Annotated in this window: 20 protein-coding genes; 11 read left to right on the top strand and 9 right to left on the bottom strand. The window is 56.2% G+C overall.

The window, feature by feature from the left end:
* The first annotated feature begins 57 nt into the window (after positions 1 to 57).
* On the top strand, positions 58 to 846 hold the full coding sequence (locus tag AS026_RS31810) for an SDR family NAD(P)-dependent oxidoreductase (RefSeq protein ID WP_007539414.1): 789 nt from the start codon (positions 58 to 60) through the stop codon (positions 844 to 846).
* A gap of 136 nt (positions 847 to 982) precedes the next feature.
* Here the strand turns inward: AS026_RS31810 and AS026_RS31815 are convergent, their stop codons facing one another.
* The 7 genes from AS026_RS31815 to AS026_RS31845 all read right to left on the bottom strand — a co-directional run bounded on the left by AS026_RS31815 (position 983) and on the right by AS026_RS31845 (position 7,738).
* Positions 983 to 1,621 carry a TetR/AcrR family transcriptional regulator gene (locus AS026_RS31815; RefSeq protein ID WP_007539412.1) on the bottom strand — a complete coding sequence of 213 codons (639 nt, stop codon included), beginning with the start codon at positions 1,619 to 1,621 and terminating at the stop codon, positions 983 to 985.
* A gap of 114 nt (positions 1,622 to 1,735) precedes the next feature.
* Positions 1,736 to 2,899: an NAD(P)/FAD-dependent oxidoreductase gene (locus tag AS026_RS31820; RefSeq protein ID WP_007539410.1), complete on the bottom strand. Its 1,164-nt coding sequence runs from the start codon at positions 2,897 to 2,899 to the stop codon at positions 1,736 to 1,738.
* Between the two features lie 11 nt (positions 2,900 to 2,910).
* Entirely contained in the window at positions 2,911 to 4,365 is a 1,455-nt protein-coding gene (locus AS026_RS31825) for an FAD-dependent oxidoreductase (protein ID WP_007539408.1), read from the bottom strand.
* A gap of 101 nt (positions 4,366 to 4,466) precedes the next feature.
* The gene (locus tag AS026_RS31830; RefSeq protein ID WP_028749032.1) at positions 4,467 to 5,411 is read right to left on the bottom strand and encodes an electron transfer flavoprotein subunit alpha/FixB family protein; all 945 of its coding nucleotides are present in this window, start codon (positions 5,409 to 5,411) and stop codon (positions 4,467 to 4,469) included.
* Positions 5,412 to 5,420: 9 nt separating this feature from the next.
* Entirely contained in the window at positions 5,421 to 6,185 is a 765-nt protein-coding gene (locus AS026_RS31835) for an electron transfer flavoprotein subunit beta/FixA family protein (RefSeq protein WP_007539404.1), read from the bottom strand.
* Between the two features lie 86 nt (positions 6,186 to 6,271).
* Positions 6,272 to 6,760, bottom strand: coding sequence for a MaoC/PaaZ C-terminal domain-containing protein (locus tag AS026_RS31840; RefSeq protein WP_007539402.1), 489 nt, complete (start codon positions 6,758 to 6,760; stop codon positions 6,272 to 6,274).
* A gap of 162 nt (positions 6,761 to 6,922) precedes the next feature.
* The gene (locus AS026_RS31845) at positions 6,923 to 7,738 is read right to left on the bottom strand and encodes a citryl-CoA lyase (RefSeq protein ID WP_007539400.1); all 816 of its coding nucleotides are present in this window, start codon (positions 7,736 to 7,738) and stop codon (positions 6,923 to 6,925) included.
* A gap of 301 nt (positions 7,739 to 8,039) precedes the next feature.
* On the opposite strand from AS026_RS31845, the gene AS026_RS31855 reads away from it, so the two are divergent.
* A complete protein-coding gene (locus AS026_RS31855; RefSeq protein ID WP_007539398.1) occupies positions 8,040 to 8,426 on the top strand; it encodes a RidA family protein in 387 nt (128 codons plus the stop codon).
* A gap of 45 nt (positions 8,427 to 8,471) precedes the next feature.
* Here the strand turns inward: AS026_RS31855 and AS026_RS31860 are convergent, their stop codons facing one another.
* On the bottom strand, positions 8,472 to 10,157 hold the full coding sequence (locus tag AS026_RS31860) for a carboxylesterase/lipase family protein (RefSeq protein WP_007539396.1): 1,686 nt from the start codon (positions 10,155 to 10,157) through the stop codon (positions 8,472 to 8,474).
* A 340-nt stretch (positions 10,158 to 10,497) separates the two neighbouring features.
* Here AS026_RS31860 and AS026_RS31865 point away from each other — a divergent pair, with 340 nt between their 5' ends.
* The 9 genes from AS026_RS31865 to AS026_RS31905 all read left to right on the top strand — a co-directional run bounded on the left by AS026_RS31865 (position 10,498) and on the right by AS026_RS31905 (position 20,147).
* A complete protein-coding gene (locus AS026_RS31865; RefSeq protein ID WP_051177353.1) occupies positions 10,498 to 11,370 on the top strand; it encodes a polysaccharide deacetylase family protein in 873 nt (290 codons plus the stop codon).
* On the top strand, positions 11,370 to 12,887 hold the full coding sequence (locus AS026_RS31870; RefSeq protein WP_007539393.1) for a class I adenylate-forming enzyme family protein: 1,518 nt from the start codon (positions 11,370 to 11,372) through the stop codon (positions 12,885 to 12,887). The genes AS026_RS31865 and AS026_RS31870 overlap by 1 nt, the downstream gene beginning before the upstream one ends.
* A gap of 28 nt (positions 12,888 to 12,915) precedes the next feature.
* A complete protein-coding gene (locus AS026_RS31875; protein ID WP_007539391.1) occupies positions 12,916 to 14,346 on the top strand; it encodes an amidase in 1,431 nt (476 codons plus the stop codon).
* 40 nt (positions 14,347 to 14,386) lie between these two features.
* Positions 14,387 to 14,611, top strand: coding sequence for a hypothetical protein (locus tag AS026_RS31880; protein WP_007539388.1), 225 nt, complete (start codon positions 14,387 to 14,389; stop codon positions 14,609 to 14,611).
* Between the two features lie 531 nt (positions 14,612 to 15,142).
* A complete protein-coding gene (locus AS026_RS31885; protein WP_007539382.1) occupies positions 15,143 to 15,499 on the top strand; it encodes a hypothetical protein in 357 nt (118 codons plus the stop codon).
* Between the two features lie 9 nt (positions 15,500 to 15,508).
* Positions 15,509 to 17,359 carry a methyl-accepting chemotaxis protein gene (locus tag AS026_RS31890; protein WP_007539381.1) on the top strand — a complete coding sequence of 617 codons (1,851 nt, stop codon included), beginning with the start codon at positions 15,509 to 15,511 and terminating at the stop codon, positions 17,357 to 17,359.
* Between the two features lie 308 nt (positions 17,360 to 17,667).
* Positions 17,668 to 18,525: a transporter substrate-binding domain-containing protein gene (locus tag AS026_RS31895; protein ID WP_007539379.1), complete on the top strand. Its 858-nt coding sequence runs from the start codon at positions 17,668 to 17,670 to the stop codon at positions 18,523 to 18,525.
* A 94-nt stretch (positions 18,526 to 18,619) separates the two neighbouring features.
* The gene (locus AS026_RS31900) at positions 18,620 to 19,531 is read left to right on the top strand and encodes an amino acid ABC transporter permease (RefSeq protein WP_007539377.1); all 912 of its coding nucleotides are present in this window, start codon (positions 18,620 to 18,622) and stop codon (positions 19,529 to 19,531) included.
* Complete coding sequence (locus AS026_RS31905; RefSeq protein ID WP_328285788.1) at positions 19,524 to 20,147, top strand: amino acid ABC transporter ATP-binding protein; 624 nt, start codon at positions 19,524 to 19,526, stop codon at positions 20,145 to 20,147. The genes AS026_RS31900 and AS026_RS31905 overlap by 8 nt, the downstream gene beginning before the upstream one ends.
* On the opposite strand, the gene AS026_RS31910 is transcribed toward AS026_RS31905, so the two are convergent.
* The coding region (locus AS026_RS31910) for an IS630 family transposase (protein ID WP_131815275.1) at positions 20,136 to 20,645 on the bottom strand (510 nt) is incomplete at its 5' end. The two genes, AS026_RS31905 and AS026_RS31910, sit on opposite strands and share 12 nt — an antisense overlap.

Consider the following 20,645-nt stretch of genomic DNA (forward strand, 5'->3'; position numbering starts at 1 on the left):
GTGTGCTCGTCCGCGACTCGGACGTGAGAATTGAACGCGAAGCTGCAGGAGACATTCATGTTCGACTTTAAGGGAAAAGTAGTGGTTATCACTGGCGGCGAGACGGGAATCGGCCGGGCAACCGTCGAAGCGTTCGCGCGGGCTGGCGGGGATGTCGTGATTGCGGGCTACCTCGAGGACAAGGGGCAGGATGTTGTTTCATCGCTTGCTTCCGAAGGGATCACCGTCGAATTCGTAAAGACCGACGTCCAGCAGGAAAGCTCGATCAACAGCGTAATCGCCCATGTGCTTTCAAAGCATGGCCGGATTGACGTGCTCGTGAACAACGCATCAGTATTCGACGGCTTTGCTGGCGTACTCGATACGTCGAACGAACTGTGGGAGAAAGTCATTAACACCAACCTCCGCGGCACGTTTTACTTCTGCCGCGCCGTACTCAAAGACATGGTTGCGCGAGGCGAAGGAAGAATCATAAACGTCGCTTCCGTCGGCGGCATTCTCGGTGGTGCCGACGGTCTTGCCTACACAACGTCCAAGTTCGGAGTTATTGGCCTAACGCGCCAGATGGCCGTCGAACTGACGAAGACCGGTGTTGTGATCAACTCGGTATGCCCGGGAATGATTCAGACCGATATGCGTGGCAATTCTGCACGCATTCTGGGAGATACCGCTCCCGATATGGCCCGTGGTGTGGGGGTCAACCCCGATGCCCTGAAGCGCGTACCAGCCGGGAAGAAGGGCGCGCCACTGGATATCGCTAATGCGATCATGTTTGCGGCGTCTCCGTACGCTGGCTACATGGCCGGACATTCCCTTGTCATCGACGGCGGCTGGACCATCCAGTAGTTATGATGAAAATCGCCCCTGGCGTTCGAAAATGCCAGGGGTCGTCCCGAACAAATCTCTTTGAAGGCTGTAATCAGCGGGAAGCTTGACCCCCCCCCAATCCATGATCGGGAGGCCACGACGGCCGGGCAAAAGCTCAATTCTTGATTAAAACGCCTAGAATGAGCTGGTCAGCGAACGCAGACGCAACTTCCTCGGCCGTATGTTTCAGGCCTGGCTTGAACCAGGTGTAGGCCCAATTGCACGCGCCGATTAGGCAGCTTACCGCGATGAACGGAGGAGTGTCCCTAAAAACGCCCTCGGTTACGCCCCTAGAATACAAACCCTGGATCTGCTTGTTGTACTTGCGGCGGTTGGCCGTGACGATCGCGTGCTGATCATCGATCAACTCGTTCTCATCACGATTGTAAATGGTAGCCCAGGATTGATGCTGCATTACGTTTAGAGAGTGCATCTTTACGATGCTCGCAAGAACGTCGGTCGTGCTGCCGCCCGACTGCAATGCCTCCTCAAGGCCCTCTGCATAAGTGACATCAATCTTCTCGAAAATCCGCCACAGAATCTCGTTTTTGCTCTTCATGTAATAGTAGATAATGGATTTGGTAAAACCCATCTCGGCGCTAATGTCGTCGACCGTTACCGCGCGGAACCCGCGAGCTGCGATCAAGCGCGATGCCGCTTCCAGAATCTCTTCCTGGATAAGTTCGGTTTTTTGCTGCTTGATTTTATCCCGAATGCTCGGTTTCGCGCTGATTTTCTGCGATTCCATATCCATCGGCCACCTTCTGAAGTATTTTTTCGTTCTCTACGGTATAAGAGCTGAAATGACAAGCCAAGAGCGGCACGCAGAAAAAAAAGCCGACCTGTGCTTTGGCCGGCCTTTCGTTTATTAAGTGTTATAAGACCCCGGCGTCCACCGTTTATCGGCCTTCCAGTTCGGGTTTAGGTTCGCGAACCTGTCCAGGGTAAGCTTCTCAATCGGTGCCCGCGTTTTTCCTTCGAGAGCAAGCTCCGACATGGCAATCCCCACGGAAGGAGCCATACCGAAGCCGTGACCGGCACCGGCCGCGACCAAGAGCCCTTCCGGTTCGTCGAACCTGTGAACGATCGTCTTCTGGTCTTTCGTGATGTCGAGAACGCCAGCCCAGGTTCGGAGCAGTTGCGCACCCGCGGCGACTGGAAAGGCCTCGATCATCCGACGGACGAGGTTGCGGACGATAGGGGTGTTTGGCTTAGCAGGCTCCTCGTCGGCGTTGACATCCACCCATTCGTGCGGGCCGCCGTTAGCATGAAGGTTCCCGCGCTTTGTCTGGCGGATAGAAAGACCATTGAGGCCGATGAAGCCGACGTCATACATATGGGGCAGGGGCGTTGTCACCAACGCTTCAAGTCGCACGGTCGCAACTGGAAAAGCCACGCCAAAAGGCTGAAGCAAAGTGGCGTTGTAGCCGCCAGCGCAGAGCACGACGCGATCGGCGTACACTTTATCGCGCGCCGTCCTGACCCCCTTCACCTTTCCGCCCTCTGCAATAACAGAATAGACAGGGTTGTTTTCGACAATCGTTCCGCCGCGGTCCTGGAACGCCCATGCGTACGCCTGTGAAACGCGTTGAGGATTAGCGTGGCCCGAGCGTGGTGTATAAAGACCAGCGCGCGTTTCAGGAGACAGTATTGGGATCAATTTTCGACATGCATCCGCGTCGATGATTTCGAAGCTATCGTCGGCCCGTTGGAATGCCTTGTACGTCTCATGCAGTTCGTCAACCTGCTTATCGGAGAACGCAACCCAGAGACGGCCCTTGGGCGTCCATTCGGTAGGATATCCAAGTTCTTCATCAAGTGTTCCCCATAGGTCCTCGGCCATTTTCGCTAGAGGAGCTTCATCGGGGTCGTCAGCTCTGACGCTCAGGTAGCCTGTCGCGCGAGACGAGGCTTCGTATGCGACGGGGCCTCGGTCGACAACCAACACCCCCGCGCCAGCTTTTTGAGCATTGTAAGCAGTCGACAATCCGAGAAGGCCGGAACCGACGACAATAATGTCGTAGTGATTCATCTCAATCCTCCTTACTCGGTGCCTGCCACATCGACCGGAACGACTTCCTCATGCATCCAGTGAGGCCACTTTTCGCGAGTGTGATAATCGTCATCTTCTGCTGCTATCAGGGACATGTCGATAGGGCGGATCGGGAACCGATAACTGCCTGGCCTGATATCTCGCAATGGCACGCCGAATCGTTGCGAGAGCAAGAAAGCCGCTTCGTCGCGGCAACGCTTGCCCTGGCAATGGCCCATGCCAACGCGCGTCATGCGCTTGGCAAGGTCCTGGCTGATTTTCGGTCCGCCTTCACCACCTGTCACAGGATCATGGATCACCTTGAGGCCGGCCTTGAGATAGCGCGGGGGCTGTAGATTTAGAAACTCGCCGCGCGTAACGGTTTCACACTGGCAAAGCACGACGTCAGCGCCGCCCATTTCATGCAGCTTGGCGACCCAAAGATTGATGTAGTCTGCTTGTCTGCCATCCGATTCAGCCAGTGCTGCGTTCGTTCCAGTTGGTCCATTTTCTATCGCCGCCAATGCTTTCGCCGGTTGTTCGTCGGTCGGATCGAAAGAAGAAAGCCAAAAGACCTGAGATATCGACGTTTCGCGGTCCCCCTTGACTTTAGGTACCCAGGCCGGGATCGTGTCGTCGAACCGCATTTCACAGCCCATGGCGGCTGGAAGCTCGACGTTTGGCAACACACCGATAGCGACGCAGATCGAGTCACAGGCAATTTCCGCTAAACTGCCCGAGCCATCTGCGGCGATGATGGCCGCTGACCCAATCTTGTCTGTTCCCTTGGCCTCGAGGATCACGCTCTCGTAGTAGATCGGAATTCCTTCCGACGAGACCCATTCAAGCATTTCGGTTTCTGCCTGGAACGATGCTGTGGGTTCGACGAAGCCCGCGACATCGATGCCGAAATCTCGCGCGGCCTTGGCAAATTCGACCGCCACCGCCGTCGTTCCGAGGACGAGACAGCGGCTGCCGTTGAAACACTGATAGGATTGAAGAAGTTTCAATCCAGCCTTGGCACCAAGAACGCCGGGAAGTTCCCAGCCTTTGAAGGATGGAACAAAGTCACGGGAGCCTGTCGCGAGAACCAGCTGGTCATACTCTAGAAGTTCGTTGCCTTCGCGGGAAACGATGCCGACCTTGGGAACACCTATGTGCTGTGAATTCGGCGCATTGTGAAATGCGCCCCACGCAACGACGCCAATCTTGACGTCCACGTCGTTCTCGACGCATTCGAGAAGGGCTTCGTTGGAGCTAAGGACGTTATCGAAAACGGCTGTCTCGTCGCTAAGAGATGCGGGCAGTCCCGAACCGTAAAAATACGGAGCGTCGAACGACATGCTCTTTAATTCCTGCGGATGCTCATCGACCAGCGTAACTTCATGCCCCGCCGAACCGGCCGCCAAAGCGAAGTCACAACCCAATCGGCTCGCACCAATAACGACGATACGTTTGCCGCTCATTTCGGTGTTCCCTTGTGCAGGCTGCCTTGGGCCGCCTCATGTATTGATCAAGCCGTCGCCGTGGTACCTCCCAGCGGACGGATATTGCGATCCGATTGTTACTACAACTTGCGCATCGCTGCAGCGAGTATATGCTCGTAGTCGCCAACGATGGCGACGTCAGACACCTTGAAGATACTGGCGTCGGGGTCCTTGTTGATGGCCACGATCTTCTTCGCGCCTCCGATCCCTGCTAGATGGTGGACGGCGCCGGAGATGCCAATCGCTACGTAGACATCCGGACTAACCTTCTGTCCGGAGAAGCCTACCTGGCGGCTTGACGGCACCCAGCCCATTTCCACTGCCGCACGGCTTGCACCGACTGCAGCGTCGACCTTTCCGGCGAACTCCTCGATAATCCGCCACTTGTCGCCCGAGCCTACGCCAAGACCGCCCGCCACGACCTTGCTCGCTCCACGGAGCGGAATGCCTCCTGTATCCGGCAATGCTTCCGAGGCAACAAACCGAACCCGGCCTTCGGAAGCTTCATCTGTCGACACGGCCGCCTCGACGTCGGCAAAAGCGGGCGCAGGAAGTGCCTCTCCGCTATAAAGCAAGACTGCTTGCTTGCTGCCGAGGTCGACGGTCTTCACCACCAGCCCTCCCAATGCTGGAGCCGTAGCGGTTATACCGTCGCGACCGGCATTAATCGTCTCGCAAGCCGTCAGGAATTCTGCGCCTTGCGCCGCTGCCACTTGCGGCCCCCAGTTCCTATTCGAAACCGTTCCCAAGGCAACAATGACCGATGAGTCAGACGATGCTTTACGAACTGCTTGCACCAGGTAGTCCGCTCCATCGCCTACGGGCTTCCCGGCCGAGACCGCTGAAATTTTCCGAAATACACCGCCGGCCTTGACCGTAACGGTTGAGGCAGCAGTCGTGTCAAGGATAAACAAGTCGCTGGTGTATCCAGCACTGTTGAGCGAAGCGGCCAGCGAGGCGAGGGTCCCGAATTCGGTGGCCCGGGTGTCCGCAGAGTGATGAAGTACGAATAGAGCGTTTGTCATTCCTGAGCCTCAGTTTTGGAGAGCGGCGACGAGGGCGGCCGCCTTGTCGTCGTCGCTGCCCTCGATGAACTGCGTTGATTGGACAGTGCGCTGTCCCTTCCTAGGCGCATAGGTGGGCTTGGACTCCACTTGACCCGAGGCTCGCTCAACAACATCGATCGTTGCCTTCTTGGCTGCCATTACACCCTTAAGACCAGGAGTTCTCGGCTTATTGATCTCATTCGAGACCAGGACCATCGCCGGCAGAGCCAGTTCATACTCATCGATGCTTACCTCCGACAATTTGCCTACGTTGATGGTCTTGTCCGTGGCGGACTTGAACGCAACAACCGGCGAAATCGCTGGAATTCCCAGTCCGTGAGCGACCAGGAATGGTACATAACCCGCGTCGGTGTCAGACGCCTGTCGGCCGGCAATGATCAGCGACGGAATACCTATCGCTTTGATGGCAGATGCAAGAGCATCGGCAGTCTGGAATGCGTCGTTGCGAACGGCTGGATCAAGTTCCACTCGGACAGCGCTATCCGCACCCATCGCCAGAACTCGACGCAGATATTGGTCCGCCGAAGCGTCGTCCGCCGTCACGACGGTGATGGTACCCCCGTGCGCTTCTTTGAGGCTGATCGCGGCTTCTACCGCGTTGAGGTCATAAAGATTTATCGAATACTGGGACGACGCGTGGAGGATGATATTCTCGTGGTTATCCGAGATCGACACGAAGTGTTCCGGAACATTCGGATCGGGAACTTTCTTGATTAGTACGATGATGTCCATATCTAAAACTGCGCTCCTGCTGCTGGCCCGCTCCCATGTTTTGGACCGCGTGATATTGCGTAGGCTCCAACAATGCGGTCCTGTCCTCATCCAGCATTGCGGGAGTGGAACATGACTTTCCAAATCCCTTGCTGACAAACGTCGCCCTTTTGATTGCGGACCTCGAGCCAGAAGTTGACGATCCCCCGCTCCGGATTGGACGTGCGCCGAACCTCCTCTACACGCTGATACACATGGATCGTGTCGCCCATTTTTACCGGTGCTTTCAGATCCCAGGTCATTCCCAAGAATGCAATCGCGGTGCCTTCCTTAATGCCTAGACGGAATTCAAGACCTGTAACGATCGCGAAAACCGCAGGCCCATGGAGAATACGAGCACCGAACGGAGTGGACTGAGCGAAAATCTCGTCGGTATGGACAGGATTATGATCACCGGTAAGAGCGGCGAACATGACGATGTCGGTCTCGGTGATGGTCCGGCGCGGCGTCGTCCACTCCTGCCCCACCTTAAAGTCGTCGAAGAACATCGCGTTCGGTCCAACAATCAAAGTCGGGCGTTCAAGTGTCGTATCCATTAATTCCCTCCATATGCGCCGCGGCGCTGAACTGTTCGTGGGGCCGAACGAATATGCCCAAGTCTTCGTGACATACTGCGCAGAATGTATTTTCTACTAGCCGGTTTGCTATGTCAAGCGAGCAGTACGGCACGGGTGACATTCGATTGCCGGCTTGCTGCTTTACCGCCATCCCAACTTTGTGAGTTCACCCGCAAGATCCCGCCTCGGGGTTTCGTATTCGACGTGAGAATCTGGGATGAGTCGATTGCGGACACCTGACTGAAGCTCTTCCGACACGTGGGCGATCAATCCCGGCATCGTCGACAGCAGGGCGAGGCCGCACATCTCCTGCGGCGTAAAGCCCATCTGAACCATGATCGCCGCGAGCATTCCGACATCGTTCAATACAAGTTCCGGCTTGTTGGTCGCATCTTGAAACGCCTTATGGACCGCCTCGTACCACTCAATGGCCTCACCCCAGACGCCTTGCTCTTTTGCCAGAGCCTTCAGCCGCTGCGAACGCGGATCGACATACCGAAATACCTGGTGACCAAACCCCGGTACCCTCTTCTTAGCCGCACGGAGTTCGCTCACGAGCGCGGTTGCGGCCTCTTCCTTAGACTTCCCGCTCGCTTGCCATTTGGCGAAAGTTTCAGCAATGAATCGACCCGTGTCCTCCGGAGACAAGGCGTACTCGCCGGCAGCTAGAACGGCAGCGCCAAGCCCCGCGGTCATCACCGGGTTTACGGAGACGACCGCACGAGCAGCGACAGTTCCAGACTTCTGCAAACCGTAGTCGAGAATGGACGAGAGAATGACGTCCATCATACGGGCTTGGCCGGGTGTGGGTAATTCGCCGCGGATCAGCAAGTAGGTGATGGCTGAGAACGGAACCGTCCCGACAAGCTCGTTCATCGCATACCCGCGAATGAAAATGTCGGACTCGGAAATTTCGCTGACCCCGGTTACCCAGTGGGACGGTGTTCCTTTTGGCATGCAATCCCCATCGTAAAGTGTTCAAAGAAGTCGCTGCAACCTGCCGATGTCTCTGCGGCACCTCTTTCGGGCCAGTACTCCGTCGATCTCGGCATCGAAGGCGAGCGTCCACATACTAGAAGATGCGATAAACATACTCAAGAGTATATAAAGAAATCCAAAAAATTTATCGTGCATACGTCCGCAGACAAAATTAGCGGCCGATGACATACTGACAAGTATGCAAAATATCTTTATCAGTCTCCTTGGCGTGCACCACAGCGCGGCTTGCTTCAAACTTAAGGTAAAGGATGTGACACCAATGTTGACCGCAGTGAATCCGCCGGAGGCTGAATGGCCAGGTCTCTCGCAGGGAATGTTGATCAAGGGCTCAGGGTTCTTTGTGTCCGGAGGTCACTGTGGCCTGGACGCGTCTGGAGAGCCGGTAACAAGTTCTATTGAGGATCAGGTCATCGCAATGTTCGAGAATCTCAAGCGTACGCTCGAGAAGGCGGGTCTGGGCTTCGAGCACGTGGCGCGAACGACTTGCTTCGTCCGCGAGTTCTCACCGGAGTTGCTCAGAACGATCAAGGAGGTCCGAGCCCTGCACTACAATCAGGAGTGCCCGCCTGCCAGCGTCATGGTTCAGGCGGGTCTCTACGATCCAAGGCTGTTCGCGGAGATTGAAGTTATCGCCGTCGTTCCGTGATGGAAAAGGCCGGCCACGGGACAGTTCGTCCCGTGGTCCGCGTTGTCACGCTCCTACACCAAGCTCGATCCTGGAGAACAGCTCCCGTGTTCTCGGACCGAAGATATCGGATTCAAGCGCAGAGATTTTGCCAAAAACCATGCTTCGTAGTCCCTCCGCGTCAAACGCGGTCCACTCCGTCTTGTCCTTGAGGTGTGGTTTGCCGTCCTTGGCGAACGACGTCCACGCGGAGATGATGTCGTCGCGCAAAATATACCTCATTCCTTCCGGGTCTCGATCAGCCCTGGCAGTCGGCGCACCCGCTTCGCCCCACATTTCATCCGCGTCCACCCGGCCGAAGACAAACAATAGCTCAGCGCCGTGGATCGACCAGAAGTCACCCTTGTAGGGCTCCTCCCATGTGAACATGTAGTGATAAACCGGAGCAGCCGAGGCGTCCAACGATGCCCGGGTCGCAGCCTTCACTGCATCCGATGCCATCCATAGGTCTGAAATTATCCTTCCCTTGATCCGGTCCAAGGGCTCATTAGGGGATCTTGCTTTGTAATCCGCTAGAAGCTTAGCGATCTCGGCGCTATGCTCGGGCTTGAACTTCGTCTTGAAGAATGCTGCCGTGTCGCGGACAACATCGTCGTCCGATTTTGGAACGGTAAGAAGCCCCGCGAAATCCAGATAATAGGCTGTCTCGTGGGCGTTCGTACCATACATTTTCGGGACGCTGCTCGATAGCTTGAGGGCCTCGTCGTCGGTTGGATTCCAGGGTAGAATCTCACCGTCCATAACCGGAGAGAATGCCGTGGGAAGTTCAGGCGCAGAGCTGCCGTCTTCCAGAACCTTTTTGAACGCAGCGAACAGCTTTTCGACCGGAACGTCGGTTAGCTTGACCGCATCCTTCTCCCCCAGGTTCAGCTCTTTCAGAAGTGCGATCGTATCCTTGGTCGCCTCTTCCCGAGTCCTCAACCTTCGCTGCGCGCCGCTCTGCACGATTGCGCGATGAAAGAGACCTTTTGCAGAGGGCATGGCCATCAAGCATGAAACCTTGCCGCCGCCTCCCGACTCGCCGAAGATGGTGACATTACCCGGGTCTCCGCCAAACTGAGCGATGTTGGCTTTCACCCATTCAAGCGCGTCGACCAGATCGAGAAGTCCAACATTCGTGGCGAAACCAGCTTGAGGCGCGAGGTCGGCGAAATACGTGAAGCCAAGTGCGTGAAGCCGGTGATTGACGGTCACGACGACAACGTCACCGCGCTCCGACAGGTTCTCTCCGTCGTAGAGCTGCGCTCCGCCCGAGCCAAATCTGTAAGCGCCGCCATGAAGGAAGACCATTACGGGTTTGCGCTCTGCTCCGATCGGCGACCAGACGTTGAGCACCAGGCAGTCTTCGCTGCCGTTTCGGTTGTCGACCCACCCCTTCCAGTCTTCGTTGATCTGGTAGCACGGGTCGCCTACCGCATGGGTCACGCGGGGCTCTGACCACGGGCTGGGATGCGTGGAGCGCTTGAATCGTGCGCTGCCGCCGGTTGGTGCGCCGTACGGGATACCCTTGAAGACGTTAACGTTCGCAGTGGCATAGCCCAAAACGGGTCCGTTGACGGTGGTGGCGACCGGTGCTTTCCCGGCTGCCCAGCTAGAGATCGGAATACCCATCGTGACGGCTCCCCCTGCGGCCGCCAGTGAACTCGCCACGAAATTGCGACGGGTAATGAGAAATGATTGATCACTGTTCATTGCGCGCAGCTCTCCCAATTGTCCTTAATTGCGACCTTTATCGCACGCGTACCCTCGGATACGAAAAACATTCTGTCAAGAATGTGAAGCTGCCTTTTGCGTACAATCCGCCGTGGATTTCTTCGCACCTTCCAGAGAAAGCCCAAAGGAACGAGATAGCAAGAGACTGGGGGCGCCTTGAGTTACACACCCGCCACCGTACTGAAAAATACTAGGGAGAATGTATTTTGTGCGCGCCGGCATGTTCGACTTGCAATGTGCAGCCAATCTGGGTAGGGATACTCATAGGACGGAAATAATACGCCTTAGTACAAAAGGTGAGTCTAGGTCCGGAGGCAATATGACGACGGTCTGTCTGACTTTCGATTTTGACGCGGTATCGCTATGGATCAGCACCATGCGCCAAATAAGCGCCACGCCCCTTTCACGGGGCGAGTTTGGTGCGCTTGTGGGACTGCCGAGAGTGCTTGACCTGCTCACTCGGAACAGCATTCCCGCAACATTTTTCGTGCCATCGCATACCGCAGGGGCGTTTCCAACCGAGACAGGCCGAATCCGCGAGCTTGGACACGAGATCGCGCTTCACGGCTATTGTCACGAGACCCCAGTAGGCCTTTCCCGTGCCGAGGAAGAAAGGCTCATCGACCGCTCGATCAAGAAGCTTCGTGGAGTTTTGGGCGAAGACTACAACCCCGTAGGCTACAGGTCTCCAGCGTGGGACCTCACTCCGGATTCGATATCGATCCTCGAGGAGAGAGGGATCCTCTATGACTCGAGCATGATGGCCGACGACTTTCAGCCATACAGAGCGCGCAAGAACTACGTCGCGACCGAAGACGACTACCAACTGGGAGAGCCGAGCAATGTGATCGAGGTCCCTGTCGCCTGGGAACTCGACGATTTTCCTCATTTCACGTTTCTCAATAAGCCAATGTATCTCGGGTTGCGGACGCCTGGGGAAGTCTTCGAACTGTGGAGAGAAGAGTTTGATTTCTGCCACAGCTTAGGAGACGGGGTCTTCACCCTTACTATGCATCCGCAAGTAATAGGACGTGGCCCCCGCCTCAATATGCTTGGAAGACTGATCGATTACATGGCTACAACTCCGGGGGTAGTCTTCCGGACCGTAGCGGACGAAGTGCAGAACCGGTCGCCCTCAATTCTTAAATCCTCCTCTACCAACGAACCCAACCGCCTTCCTAGGAATACCTAATGGAACACCAAACACCCTTTTCGTCGGTTTACAACGTACTATTGGCGGCGGCTCGGGGGCGCATGGAGAAGATTGCGATCGTCCACGAAGGCGAAGCCATTGGCTACGCGTTGCTTTTGTCCCGTATTGAAGATGTTATCGCGCGTTTGTCATCTCTTGGTATTGGGAAAGGCGACGTTTTCGCCGTTTTTGGACAGAACCATCCGGAGCAGATTTATTGCTATTACGCCGCTGCAAAGATCGGCGCGGTGTTTGTTCCCGTAAACCCAAACCTGACGGCTCCGGAGGTCGCTTACAACTTCAAGCACAGTGGCGCAAAGGTCCTCTTCTTTGACGACTACGTTAAGGAAATCGCGAGGCAGGCGGTGCCGGAAGACAAGCTGCTTCCCATTTCCGAACTCACCGCAGAGCCATCTATAGCTGAGCATCCTCACGCCAGAATTGATGTCGAGGACGACTTCATCATTACCTACTCGTCCGGCACGACAGGCAATCAGAAGGCCGTGGTGTTGGACCAACGGTGCCAGATCGGCGTGGCAGCGTCGCTGTCCACGATGTGGGGCGTCTCGGATAATGACGTCACCTTGGTCGCTCTGCCGCTGGGTTATATTTTCGGATTATCAACCGCGGCTGCAACCGCTTTATCTGTCGGCGGAACCGTAGTTCTCTTGCGCCGCTTCCACCCTCGCGACGTGCTCGAGGCTTTCAACACCTATTCGGTGACCGTCTATCACGGCGTGCCAACAATGTTTTCCATGATGATGGAGTATTGCGAACAACGTGATCTATCTTTCGACTTGTCGAATAGCAGGCTGCTCATCTGTTCGGGGGCGCCTCTCCCGGAGGCGGTGTCGGCCCGGTTCGAGGCTAAATTCGGCAAACCGTTGCAGAACTATTACGCGCTTACAGAGGTCACGCCTGTCTTTGGTCGCTACTACGATGACCCAACCCCTCTTCCGGCGGGAGCTATCGGAAGGGCCGGTCCGGGCGTCACAGTCAAGATCATGAACCCAGACGGTACCGAATGCGAGCTGGGCGAGGCCGGCGAAGCTTATGTGCGCGGTCCGTCTACGGTCAAGCGATACGCTAAAGACGAAGCGATGACAGCCGCTGCGTTGCAGGACGGACTCTTTAGAACAGGAGATCTCGTCAGGCAGGATAAGGACGGGTTCTACTACATAGTCGGGCGGATCAAGGACATTATTATCCGAGGTGGCCACAATATCTCACCCGCGGAAGTAGAACAGACAATCATCAGTCATCCATCCGTGCAGGACGCGGCGGTCGTCAGTGTCCTCGATCGCATTTTCGGGGAAGTTCCGATCGCCTTCGTCGTACTGCGCGCGAACACGGTTCTCAGCCCTGAGGAGCTCATCGCGTACCTGGACCAGAAGCTCTCCGATTTCAAAGTCCCGCGCACGATCTACTTCGAGTCCGAACTGCCCCAGGGCAAGACCGGAAAGGTGGACAAAAAGGCTCTCAAAGCCCGTGCGGAAGACGCGCTAGCAGCTGCTTGAAGCACCGAGAAACGCGGGAAAAGACAAAATGAACAACAGCGATTATAGGAAGCACGACGGTCTCGATTTCGCCAGGATGCTTTGTGAGAAGGAGGTGACCCCGCTGGAGTTGATGGATTGCGCCATCGACCGGGCGGAGCAGATCAATCCCAAGATCAACGCGCTTTGCAACGCGAATTACCAGCAGGCTCGCGAGACCGCGCGAGCGGCGACCCTCAAAGGGCATTTCGGTGCACTGCCCTTCTTGTTGAAGGACTCGGGGCTAGGCTATCCTGCGCTGACCAACTCGCTGGGCTCCCGACTGTTCGAGGGGACCGAAATCAACTTCAACTCGACCTTGACTAGTCGATTTCTGGATGACGGGCTTGTTCCGTTCGCGCGAACGACTGTTCCCGAGTTCAGCATGGCTCCAACCACGGAGGCAATCCAGAATGGCGGTCCAACGCGCAACCCCTGGGATCTCGCGCGCTCGACCGGGGGATCGAGCGGCGGGGCAGCCGCTGCGATCGCAGCAGGCATCGTGCCTCTTGCTCACGCTAGTGATGGCGGTGGTTCAATTCGCATTCCAGCCTCGTGCTGTGGGATCTACGGCCTCAAGCCATCGCGCGGTTTGGTCCCGACAGGTCCGGCCAGGGGTGAGGGGTGGGGCGGTCTCGCGACCGACGGCGTGTTGTCCCGCTCGGTCAGAGATACCGCAGCAGCCCTCGATGGCATTGCCGGAATGGAGATCGGGGCACCCTATGCGGCTCCGCCAAAAAGGGGGGCCTACCTCGAAAATTTGGACAAGCCTTTCGCAAGACCTTTACGAATCGCAACGTGGAAAGTTGGTTTCGAAGACATTCCAGTCCACGAAGATTGCATCGCCGCGCTTATCACGGCGAAGACCCTGCTGGAGAGCATGGGCCACGAAGTGGTAGAATCTCCGTTGCCGCCAATCCAGTTCTCGAAGTTCGTGGAAGCGCAAATCAATGTGATGGCGGCCAACGTTACCGTTTCGGTCAACGGGAAAGTCCGCAACAATTTGGGATCGGGCTGGGAGCAGAAGCTCGAGCCGGCCATCTTGGATGCTTATCAGAGGGGTAAAACGCTAAGCGCGGAAACCTATGCACTGGCGATAACACGTTTCCACACGATCGGTCGTCAGCTCGAAAACTATCTCCAGGACTTCGATTTCATTCTCACGCCGACGTTGATGCAACCACCTGCAGAGCTTGGCGCGATCAACATGGACGATGACTTCTTCAGTTTCCGCACGAAAATCAGCCGGTACGCGACCTTCCTTGCGATCATCAATGCGTCCGGGCAGCCCGCAGCGAGCGTGCCGCTGCACTGGTCTTCATCGGACCTTCCCATCGGCGTTCAACTGATCGCACCATTCGGTGCGGAAGACAGTCTTTTGCGGCTGTCAGCACGATTGGAGGAAGCCCTACCGTGGTTCGGAAAACTTCCTGCGATTTGAGCGACTTCGTCTAGCTAATTTGTTTAACGGGAGAGCGAGCGTGACGGATAATGACGAAAGTCGGTGTGCCATTGCGATGGGCGGTGGCTTCAGCATGATCTACCCGGAGACAAGCCACGAAGGAGTGCCGCTTCGCGGGGAGAAAACGGCCGATCTCAAATCGGCCGTCGCCTCGCAGGAGGGGGAAGATAGTTGGGCAGGCGTTTTCGCCTATCTATGGGCCGCTTTAACAGGGTTTATTGGAATTAATAGCCCGGCTGCTTAAGGCGCTCATTTCATTGCATGAGGAGCAGCCGTCTGGGCAGTCCCGTCCCTCGGTCGCGTGGTTCGATATATCGCTTAAGCGATCGTATTTTTGGTTTGCCTGCTCATACATTAATAATCGGGACGCTGAACGTACGCTTGGAATCTGAACGTAATATTCGAGTATCGCGGTCTCTTGCTGAGCGGGCTCCTTTACACCGTCGTCTTTACCTCCTTACCATCGCCGGTGGCTTTTCTTTGGGCAAGCGGGCCTTCGTCAGGATGTCCGAAATTCGGCTTCTCGCGTGGTCTTTGGTCGCATTAACAGAAGCTGTTCCGCTGCACGCCGTTGTTGGTAAGTCTGATCTGGTTCCACTACGCGCTGCCTTCTTTGCTCGGTATCGAAATCAGCGCGCCTGTCGCAGTGCGTACGTATAAGTATTTTCTGCGTACGAATAAGTTTAGTAAATATTTAAGTGCGCCTAAGCAAACTCACGTCCATCTCAGCCATCAATCCCGATGGCGCACGAACTGATGCTCACGGGAGAGCGAGATGCGAAAATTCAAAAACATTTCCTTGGCGACAAAGCTGCTTCTGGTAACTGGCACGATCATCTCTACAGTTCTGGTCGCATCCAATGCCGTGCTCATCTTCGAAACTCGGCACAGAGTGTCGGATCTGGTAACTCGGATTGCTTCTACCGAGGCGAGAGCCATCGCTTCGGAGATCGTTAGCGAAATCTCGCTTCTCAATGGCTCAGTCGGCGCGACAGCCGCCTCCATCGGCAACGGCCATGGCGAGCATACACTGGACCGAAAGGGTTTGATCAGCATGCTCAAGGCGAACATGACGAACCCCCTCGCTCTTGGCAGCTACTTTGCCGAAGCGGATAAGGCGTTCGACGGCTAACGCGATGAGGTGAAGAACCGAACCGACCTTGGCGCAAATGAGGACGGTCATCTTAGTCCTTACTGGACCCGCAACCAAGACGGCACCCTTGGCCTGTCGGCATTTCCGTTCAGTGTTAACGATGACTGGTTCGCTTCTACAGCCAAGGCCGGCCATGCGCTTATGGGCGTCCCGACCATCGGTTCAGGAGAGACCTCCGGAATTCTGATGGTCACCATTGCTCACCCTGTCTTCTCGGCAGGCAACCTGATCGGGGTTGCTGGAATTGACGTCTCGCTCGAAAGTCTTTCCGAACAAGTTGCGAAGGCCAGGCCGTTCGGCTCGGGCCGCGTGATGCTTATATCACAAGATATGAGGTGGCTCGTCGGGGCGCACGAAGCGGACCTGATGCAACCGTACGATGGGGCGCAGAAGGAACGTATCGAAGCGGCCACGGTTAGCGACCTTCCATTCGAAGTCGGACAGGTAGGCGAAGGTGATATCCAATTTACGCGAATTGCGTACCCGTTCGACCTGCCTGGCCTTGGGGCGAAATGGACGCTGGTCCTCGATGTTCCGAGCTCAGCTATTGGTGTCCCGGTCCGCGATCAGACACTTCTGATGCTCGCGGCTGGCTTCTGCGTCATGCTGACCGTCATCGCCGGACTTTACGTGGCGATACGCGTATTCGTTCGACATCCAATCTCGAACCTTGTCACCGCGGTGGGCAGTTTGTCTGATGGCGATTACGAAAGCGAAGTCTCTGGCCAGAATAGAGGTGACGAAATCGGCTCTGTGGCTAAGGCGCTCGAGGGCTTCAGGAACGGCCTCGCGCGCGGCAAGGAAATCGAAGTTAGGGCGGAACTGGAGCGCACTGCGGCTGACGAAGAAAGAGCCCAACGCGATAACGAGCACCAGCGCGCGGAGGCGGTTCAACGGGAAGTGGTGCGATCGCTCGGTGAAGGACTTAGGCACCTAGCGGCCGGCGACCTAACGTACCGTATTCGCCAAACGTTCGAGGCGAGCTACGATCAGCTCCGCGTCGACTTCAATTCCGCAGTGGATGGCCTCATCGACCTGGTGAGTAAGGTCAGTACCGCAGTCGTTACCATTAGCGCTGGCTCCAAGAATATCAGTTCGGCGGCGAACAACCTGTCAAAGCGAACCGAACAGCAAGCAGCAAACCTCGAGGAGACCGCTGCAGCGCTAAATCAGTTAACTGTACAGATCAACGCGGGCGCAGACCACGCAAAGCAGGCAGCAGCCACCGTCGGTAATGCCAGCAGCGATGCGGAGCGATCGGCGCAGGTGGTTCTCCGAGCAATTGAAGCCATGCAAGACATCGAGCAATCGTCGAAGGAAGTAGGTCGCATCATCGGTGTTATCGATGAAATAGCATTCCAGACTAACCTGCTGGCGCTGAACGCCGGAGTGGAAGCGGCCCGCGCCGGCGAGGCCGGTAAGGGGTTCGCAGTCGTCGCACAGGAGGTGCGTGAACTTGCGCAACGCTCCGCTGCCGCGGCAAAGGAAATAAAATTACTGGTTCAAAATTCGTCGTCTCAAGTCGCGACCGGCGCCGCCCTCGTGGCGTCAGCGGGTGACGCTCTGCGTGGCATCGCCCTCCAGGTTGCGCAGATCAATGATGTGATCAGGCAGATTTCTGCGTCTGCCTCGGAGCAGGCAACTGGCCTTCGCGAAATCAACAATGCCGTTGGCCAGCTGGACGAATTCACTCAACGCAATGCTGCGATGGTGGAAGAGACGACGGCAGCGAGCGCCGGCCTTCATCGAGAAGCGCAGTCCCTCAGCTCCCTTGTGGAGCAGTTTAAAACCCGTGGCACTGACGAAGGCAATTTCCCGCGATTAGTGACCCATCGATAAACGCAACCGCTAATCCGCGAGAAAGTTCGTAACATAGCGTGCGGCTGGCGGCTTGCGACTCGGAGCTAACAACGAGCTATTGCCTTCGAACCTCGCGGCGATTCCGCTTAACCTTTTCCTGTTTCTTTAACGTCTAACGCCTCGGTTGACTGGTTGCCTGAAGACGCACCCTATCGAATGATCGCAACATTATTATCAAAATTAAAAAGCACTCGCTGGACAAATTTTTAAACTTGCTAGTATGGTATCGAAGTCGCCGGGGCTATGAGCTGCCGGCGCGGGAAATAGAACCAATATTGGAGGGGTACATGAACAAGACACGCTGGAGAAATCTGCTGCTCGCAGCATGTGCATTGGCAGGAACCGCACTGGGTCCTGTCGTGGCCCGAGCGCAAGACGCGAAGGCAGCGCTGTCTCAGGAGGTGCAGAAGTCGGGAGTACTGCGGATAGCTATTCCGGATCAGGGGAAGCCATTCGCTTATAAGGACGGCGCGGCGCTCAAGGGCATTGATCCCGATCTTGCTATGGCGGTCTCAAAGAAGCTCGGCTTGAAGGCCGAGTTTTCGCTCGTACCATTCACCGCCGCCCTCGCCGGAATGGCGGCTAAGAAATATGACTTGTCGTTCGGTGAGTTCTACGTCACTGCGGAGCGTCTCAAGGTGGTCGACATGGTTACCAGCTGGCACACATTCAGCTCATTCCTTGTGAAGAATGATAGCAACCTCAAGCCGGTCAAGGTTGCCGACATGTGCGGTAAGTCAGTCGCGTCTATGGCGGGATCCGTCGAACTTGCAACCCTTACCAAGGAGGCTGAGAAGTGCGACAAGCCCATAAAAATCAGCGCATTTCCTTCAACGGCTAATGCAGTTTTGGCTGTTACGAGCGGTCGTGTCAATGCTGTGTACGCCGACCGAGGTGCGGTCGAAGAAGCTCTGAGCGGCAACCCTGGTCTTGCCGTGAACGGGCAGATCGGTGGTGGCGTGACCGCGATCGCTGTTTCCAGGGGAGATCGTGCAAAGGGGCTGAACGAGGCAGTAAAGGAAGCAATGGACTCTCTGATTGAATCCGGTGAGTACCAGAAGATTCTTGATGCCAATCATGCGGGCTTCGGAGCAATCACCAAGTCCGAAATCTACGACGCTAGCTCGACCCCGCCGACCTACTAACTCAAATGCGGTCATCCACACGCCGTGGGTGACCGCTCCGCAGCCGGCCGGGCTCTCGGCAGCCGGCATTATGAGAAGTCTCAGGGAGTTGGCGATGTCGATAATCAGTGATACGCATCGGGCTGCCCCCGATTTCGCGGAAATGCAGGTAGTTCCTCTCAAACACTACGGGCGGTGGACCGCCGCGTGTATTATCGGGCTCATTGTATTTGCCTGCGCAACCTCGATGGTCACCAATCCTCGTTTCAAGTGGGACGTGGTTTGGCAGTACATTTTTGATCCGTCCATACTCCAGGGACTTTATGCGACGATCTGGTTGACGATAGCTGCCATGTTGATAGGCACGTCGCTCGGCACTGTGCTCGCGATCATGCGAATTTCAAAAAACCCGTTACTCTCGCGTTTCGCTTCCGCCTACGCTTGGCTCTTCCGCGGATCGCCGCTGCTCGTGCAGCTCATCTTCTGGTACAACCTGTCAGCATTGTATCCGACAATCGACATCGGATTTCCCTTCGGCCCGACTTTCGCAAGTCTCGACGCAAACCAATATATCACGATTTACGTAGCAGCAGTCTTGGGCCTCGGGCTTAACGAGGGTGCGTACATGTCCGAAATCGTCCGCTCGGGACTGAATGCAGTCCCTCAAGGACAACGCGAAGCCGCTGAAGCGCTCGGAATGACCGGACCGCGAATTCTTTTCCGGATCATTCTGCCTCAGGCGATGCGCGTCATTGTCCCGCCCACGGGGAACCAGCTGATCGGTATGCTCAAGACAACGTCGTTGGTAAGCGTGATCGCGATGCAGGAGCTGCTCTACTCAGCTCAGCTGATCTACTCCACCAACTTCCAGACTATCCCTCTGCTGATTGTAGCGTCGGTCTGGTATCTGGTGCTGACTACGATCCTGTCCTTCGTTCAGTTCTTCCTCGAAAGACACTTCGGTCGCAGTGAGCTTCGGGGTACCATAAAGGCCTCGTCGACTGCCGAGGAGAATTCCAATGCGTGATTCCCGCTCTGGTCAGATCAATCCGCAAAACGCCGTCTCTGCACGAGGAGTGCGAAAATCTTTTGGACACCTTGAGGTCCTCAAGGACATCAATTTCGATGTTCCGTATGGCCAAGTCTCTTGCATCTTGGGTCCTTCGGGATCGGGGAAGAGCACTTTCCTACGCTGCATGAACCATTTGGAGCGCATCGATGGCGGCCACCTCTCGGTGGGTGGGAGCCTCGTCGGATATCGGGAACGCAACAATAAGCTCTACGAGCTCCGGCCGCGAGAGATCGCCAAGATCCGCGCGGATATCGGAATGGTGTTCCAGAGCTTCAACCTGTTTCCGCACATGACAGTCGCCGAAAACTTGATCGAAGCCCCGGTCGGAGTGAGAAAACAGTCCAAGCGCGACGCGACCGACTACGCGGAAAGTCTTCTCAAGAAGGTCGGTCTGGAAAACAAGCGCAACGCCTATCCCCGCACTCTTTCTGGGGGGCAGCAACAGCGTGTCGCCATCGCGCGGGCTCTTGCCATGCAGCCAAAGCTGATACTGTTCGACGAGCCTACGAGTGCATTGGACCCCGAACTGGTCGGCGAGGTTCTCAATGTCATGAAGGAACTAGTCACCTGAATCTGAAGTTCGGTTCATTGTCTTCTGGCAAAAGCGTTTGACCGACGCGAGGATCTGGTCGGCGGATTTGACCCACTTGTATGGGGTGGGATTGTCGTTGTGGGTTTCTATGAAAGCGTCGATGTCGGCTTCAAGTTCTGCAGTGGAACGGTGTACGCCGCGCTGCAACTGTTTTCGCGTCAGCTCTGCGAACCATCGCTCGACCTGATTGATCCAGGATGCCGACGTTGGCGTGAAGTGAACGTGCCAGTGTGGGCGGCGCGCGAGCCAGGCCTTGACCCTTGGTGTCTTGTGGGTGGCATAGTTGTCCATCACCAGATGCACGTCCGGCCCATTGGGCATTTCGGCGTCAATCCGCTTCAAAAAGTCGAGGAATTCGGTCGCTCGGTGACGCTTGTAGCAATGACCGATCACGGCGCCAGTCGCGACGTCGAGCGCGGCGAACAGGGAGGTCGTGCCGTTGCGGACATAGGTATGAGTGCGCCGTTCGGCGACGCC

This window comes from Rhizobium altiplani, from assembly GCF_001542405.1.
Lineage (GTDB): Bacteria > Pseudomonadota > Alphaproteobacteria > Rhizobiales > Rhizobiaceae > Rhizobium > Rhizobium altiplani.

Bases quoted from the DNA above. Each gene is read 5' to 3' on its own strand.
- AS026_RS31900 (WP_007539377.1), top strand. From the start codon at position 18,620: ATGTCGATAATCAGTGATACGCATCGGGCTGCCCCCGATTTCGCGGAA.
- AS026_RS31895 (WP_007539379.1), top strand. From the start codon at position 17,668: ATGAACAAGACACGCTGGAGAAATCTGCTGCTCGCAGCATGTGCATTG.
- AS026_RS31840 (WP_007539402.1), bottom strand. From the start codon at position 6,760: ATGGATACGACACTTGAACGCCCGACTTTGATTGTTGGACCGAACGCG.
- AS026_RS31820 (WP_007539410.1), bottom strand. From the start codon at position 2,899: ATGAATCACTACGACATTATTGTCGTCGGTTCCGGCCTTCTCGGATTG.
- AS026_RS31825 (WP_007539408.1), bottom strand. From the start codon at position 4,365: ATGAGCGGCAAACGTATCGTCGTTATTGGTGCGAGCCGATTGGGTTGT.
- AS026_RS31835 (WP_007539404.1), bottom strand. From the start codon at position 6,185: ATGGACATCATCGTACTAATCAAGAAAGTTCCCGATCCGAATGTTCCG.
- AS026_RS31875 (WP_007539391.1), top strand. From the start codon at position 12,916: ATGAACAACAGCGATTATAGGAAGCACGACGGTCTCGATTTCGCCAGG.
- AS026_RS31885 (WP_007539382.1), top strand. From the start codon at position 15,143: ATGCGAAAATTCAAAAACATTTCCTTGGCGACAAAGCTGCTTCTGGTA.
- AS026_RS31815 (WP_007539412.1), bottom strand. From the start codon at position 1,621: ATGGATATGGAATCGCAGAAAATCAGCGCGAAACCGAGCATTCGGGAT.
- AS026_RS31870 (WP_007539393.1), top strand. From the start codon at position 11,370: ATGGAACACCAAACACCCTTTTCGTCGGTTTACAACGTACTATTGGCG.
- AS026_RS31865 (WP_051177353.1), top strand. From the start codon at position 10,498: ATGACGACGGTCTGTCTGACTTTCGATTTTGACGCGGTATCGCTATGG.
- AS026_RS31830 (WP_028749032.1), bottom strand. From the start codon at position 5,411: ATGACAAACGCTCTATTCGTACTTCATCACTCTGCGGACACCCGGGCC.
- AS026_RS31810 (WP_007539414.1), top strand. From the start codon at position 58: ATGTTCGACTTTAAGGGAAAAGTAGTGGTTATCACTGGCGGCGAGACG.
- AS026_RS31860 (WP_007539396.1), bottom strand. From the start codon at position 10,157: ATGAACAGTGATCAATCATTTCTCATTACCCGTCGCAATTTCGTGGCG.
- AS026_RS31855 (WP_007539398.1), top strand. From the start codon at position 8,040: ATGTTGACCGCAGTGAATCCGCCGGAGGCTGAATGGCCAGGTCTCTCG.
- AS026_RS31905 (WP_328285788.1), top strand. From the start codon at position 19,524: ATGCGTGATTCCCGCTCTGGTCAGATCAATCCGCAAAACGCCGTCTCT.
- AS026_RS31845 (WP_007539400.1), bottom strand. From the start codon at position 7,738: ATGCCAAAAGGAACACCGTCCCACTGGGTAACCGGGGTCAGCGAAATT.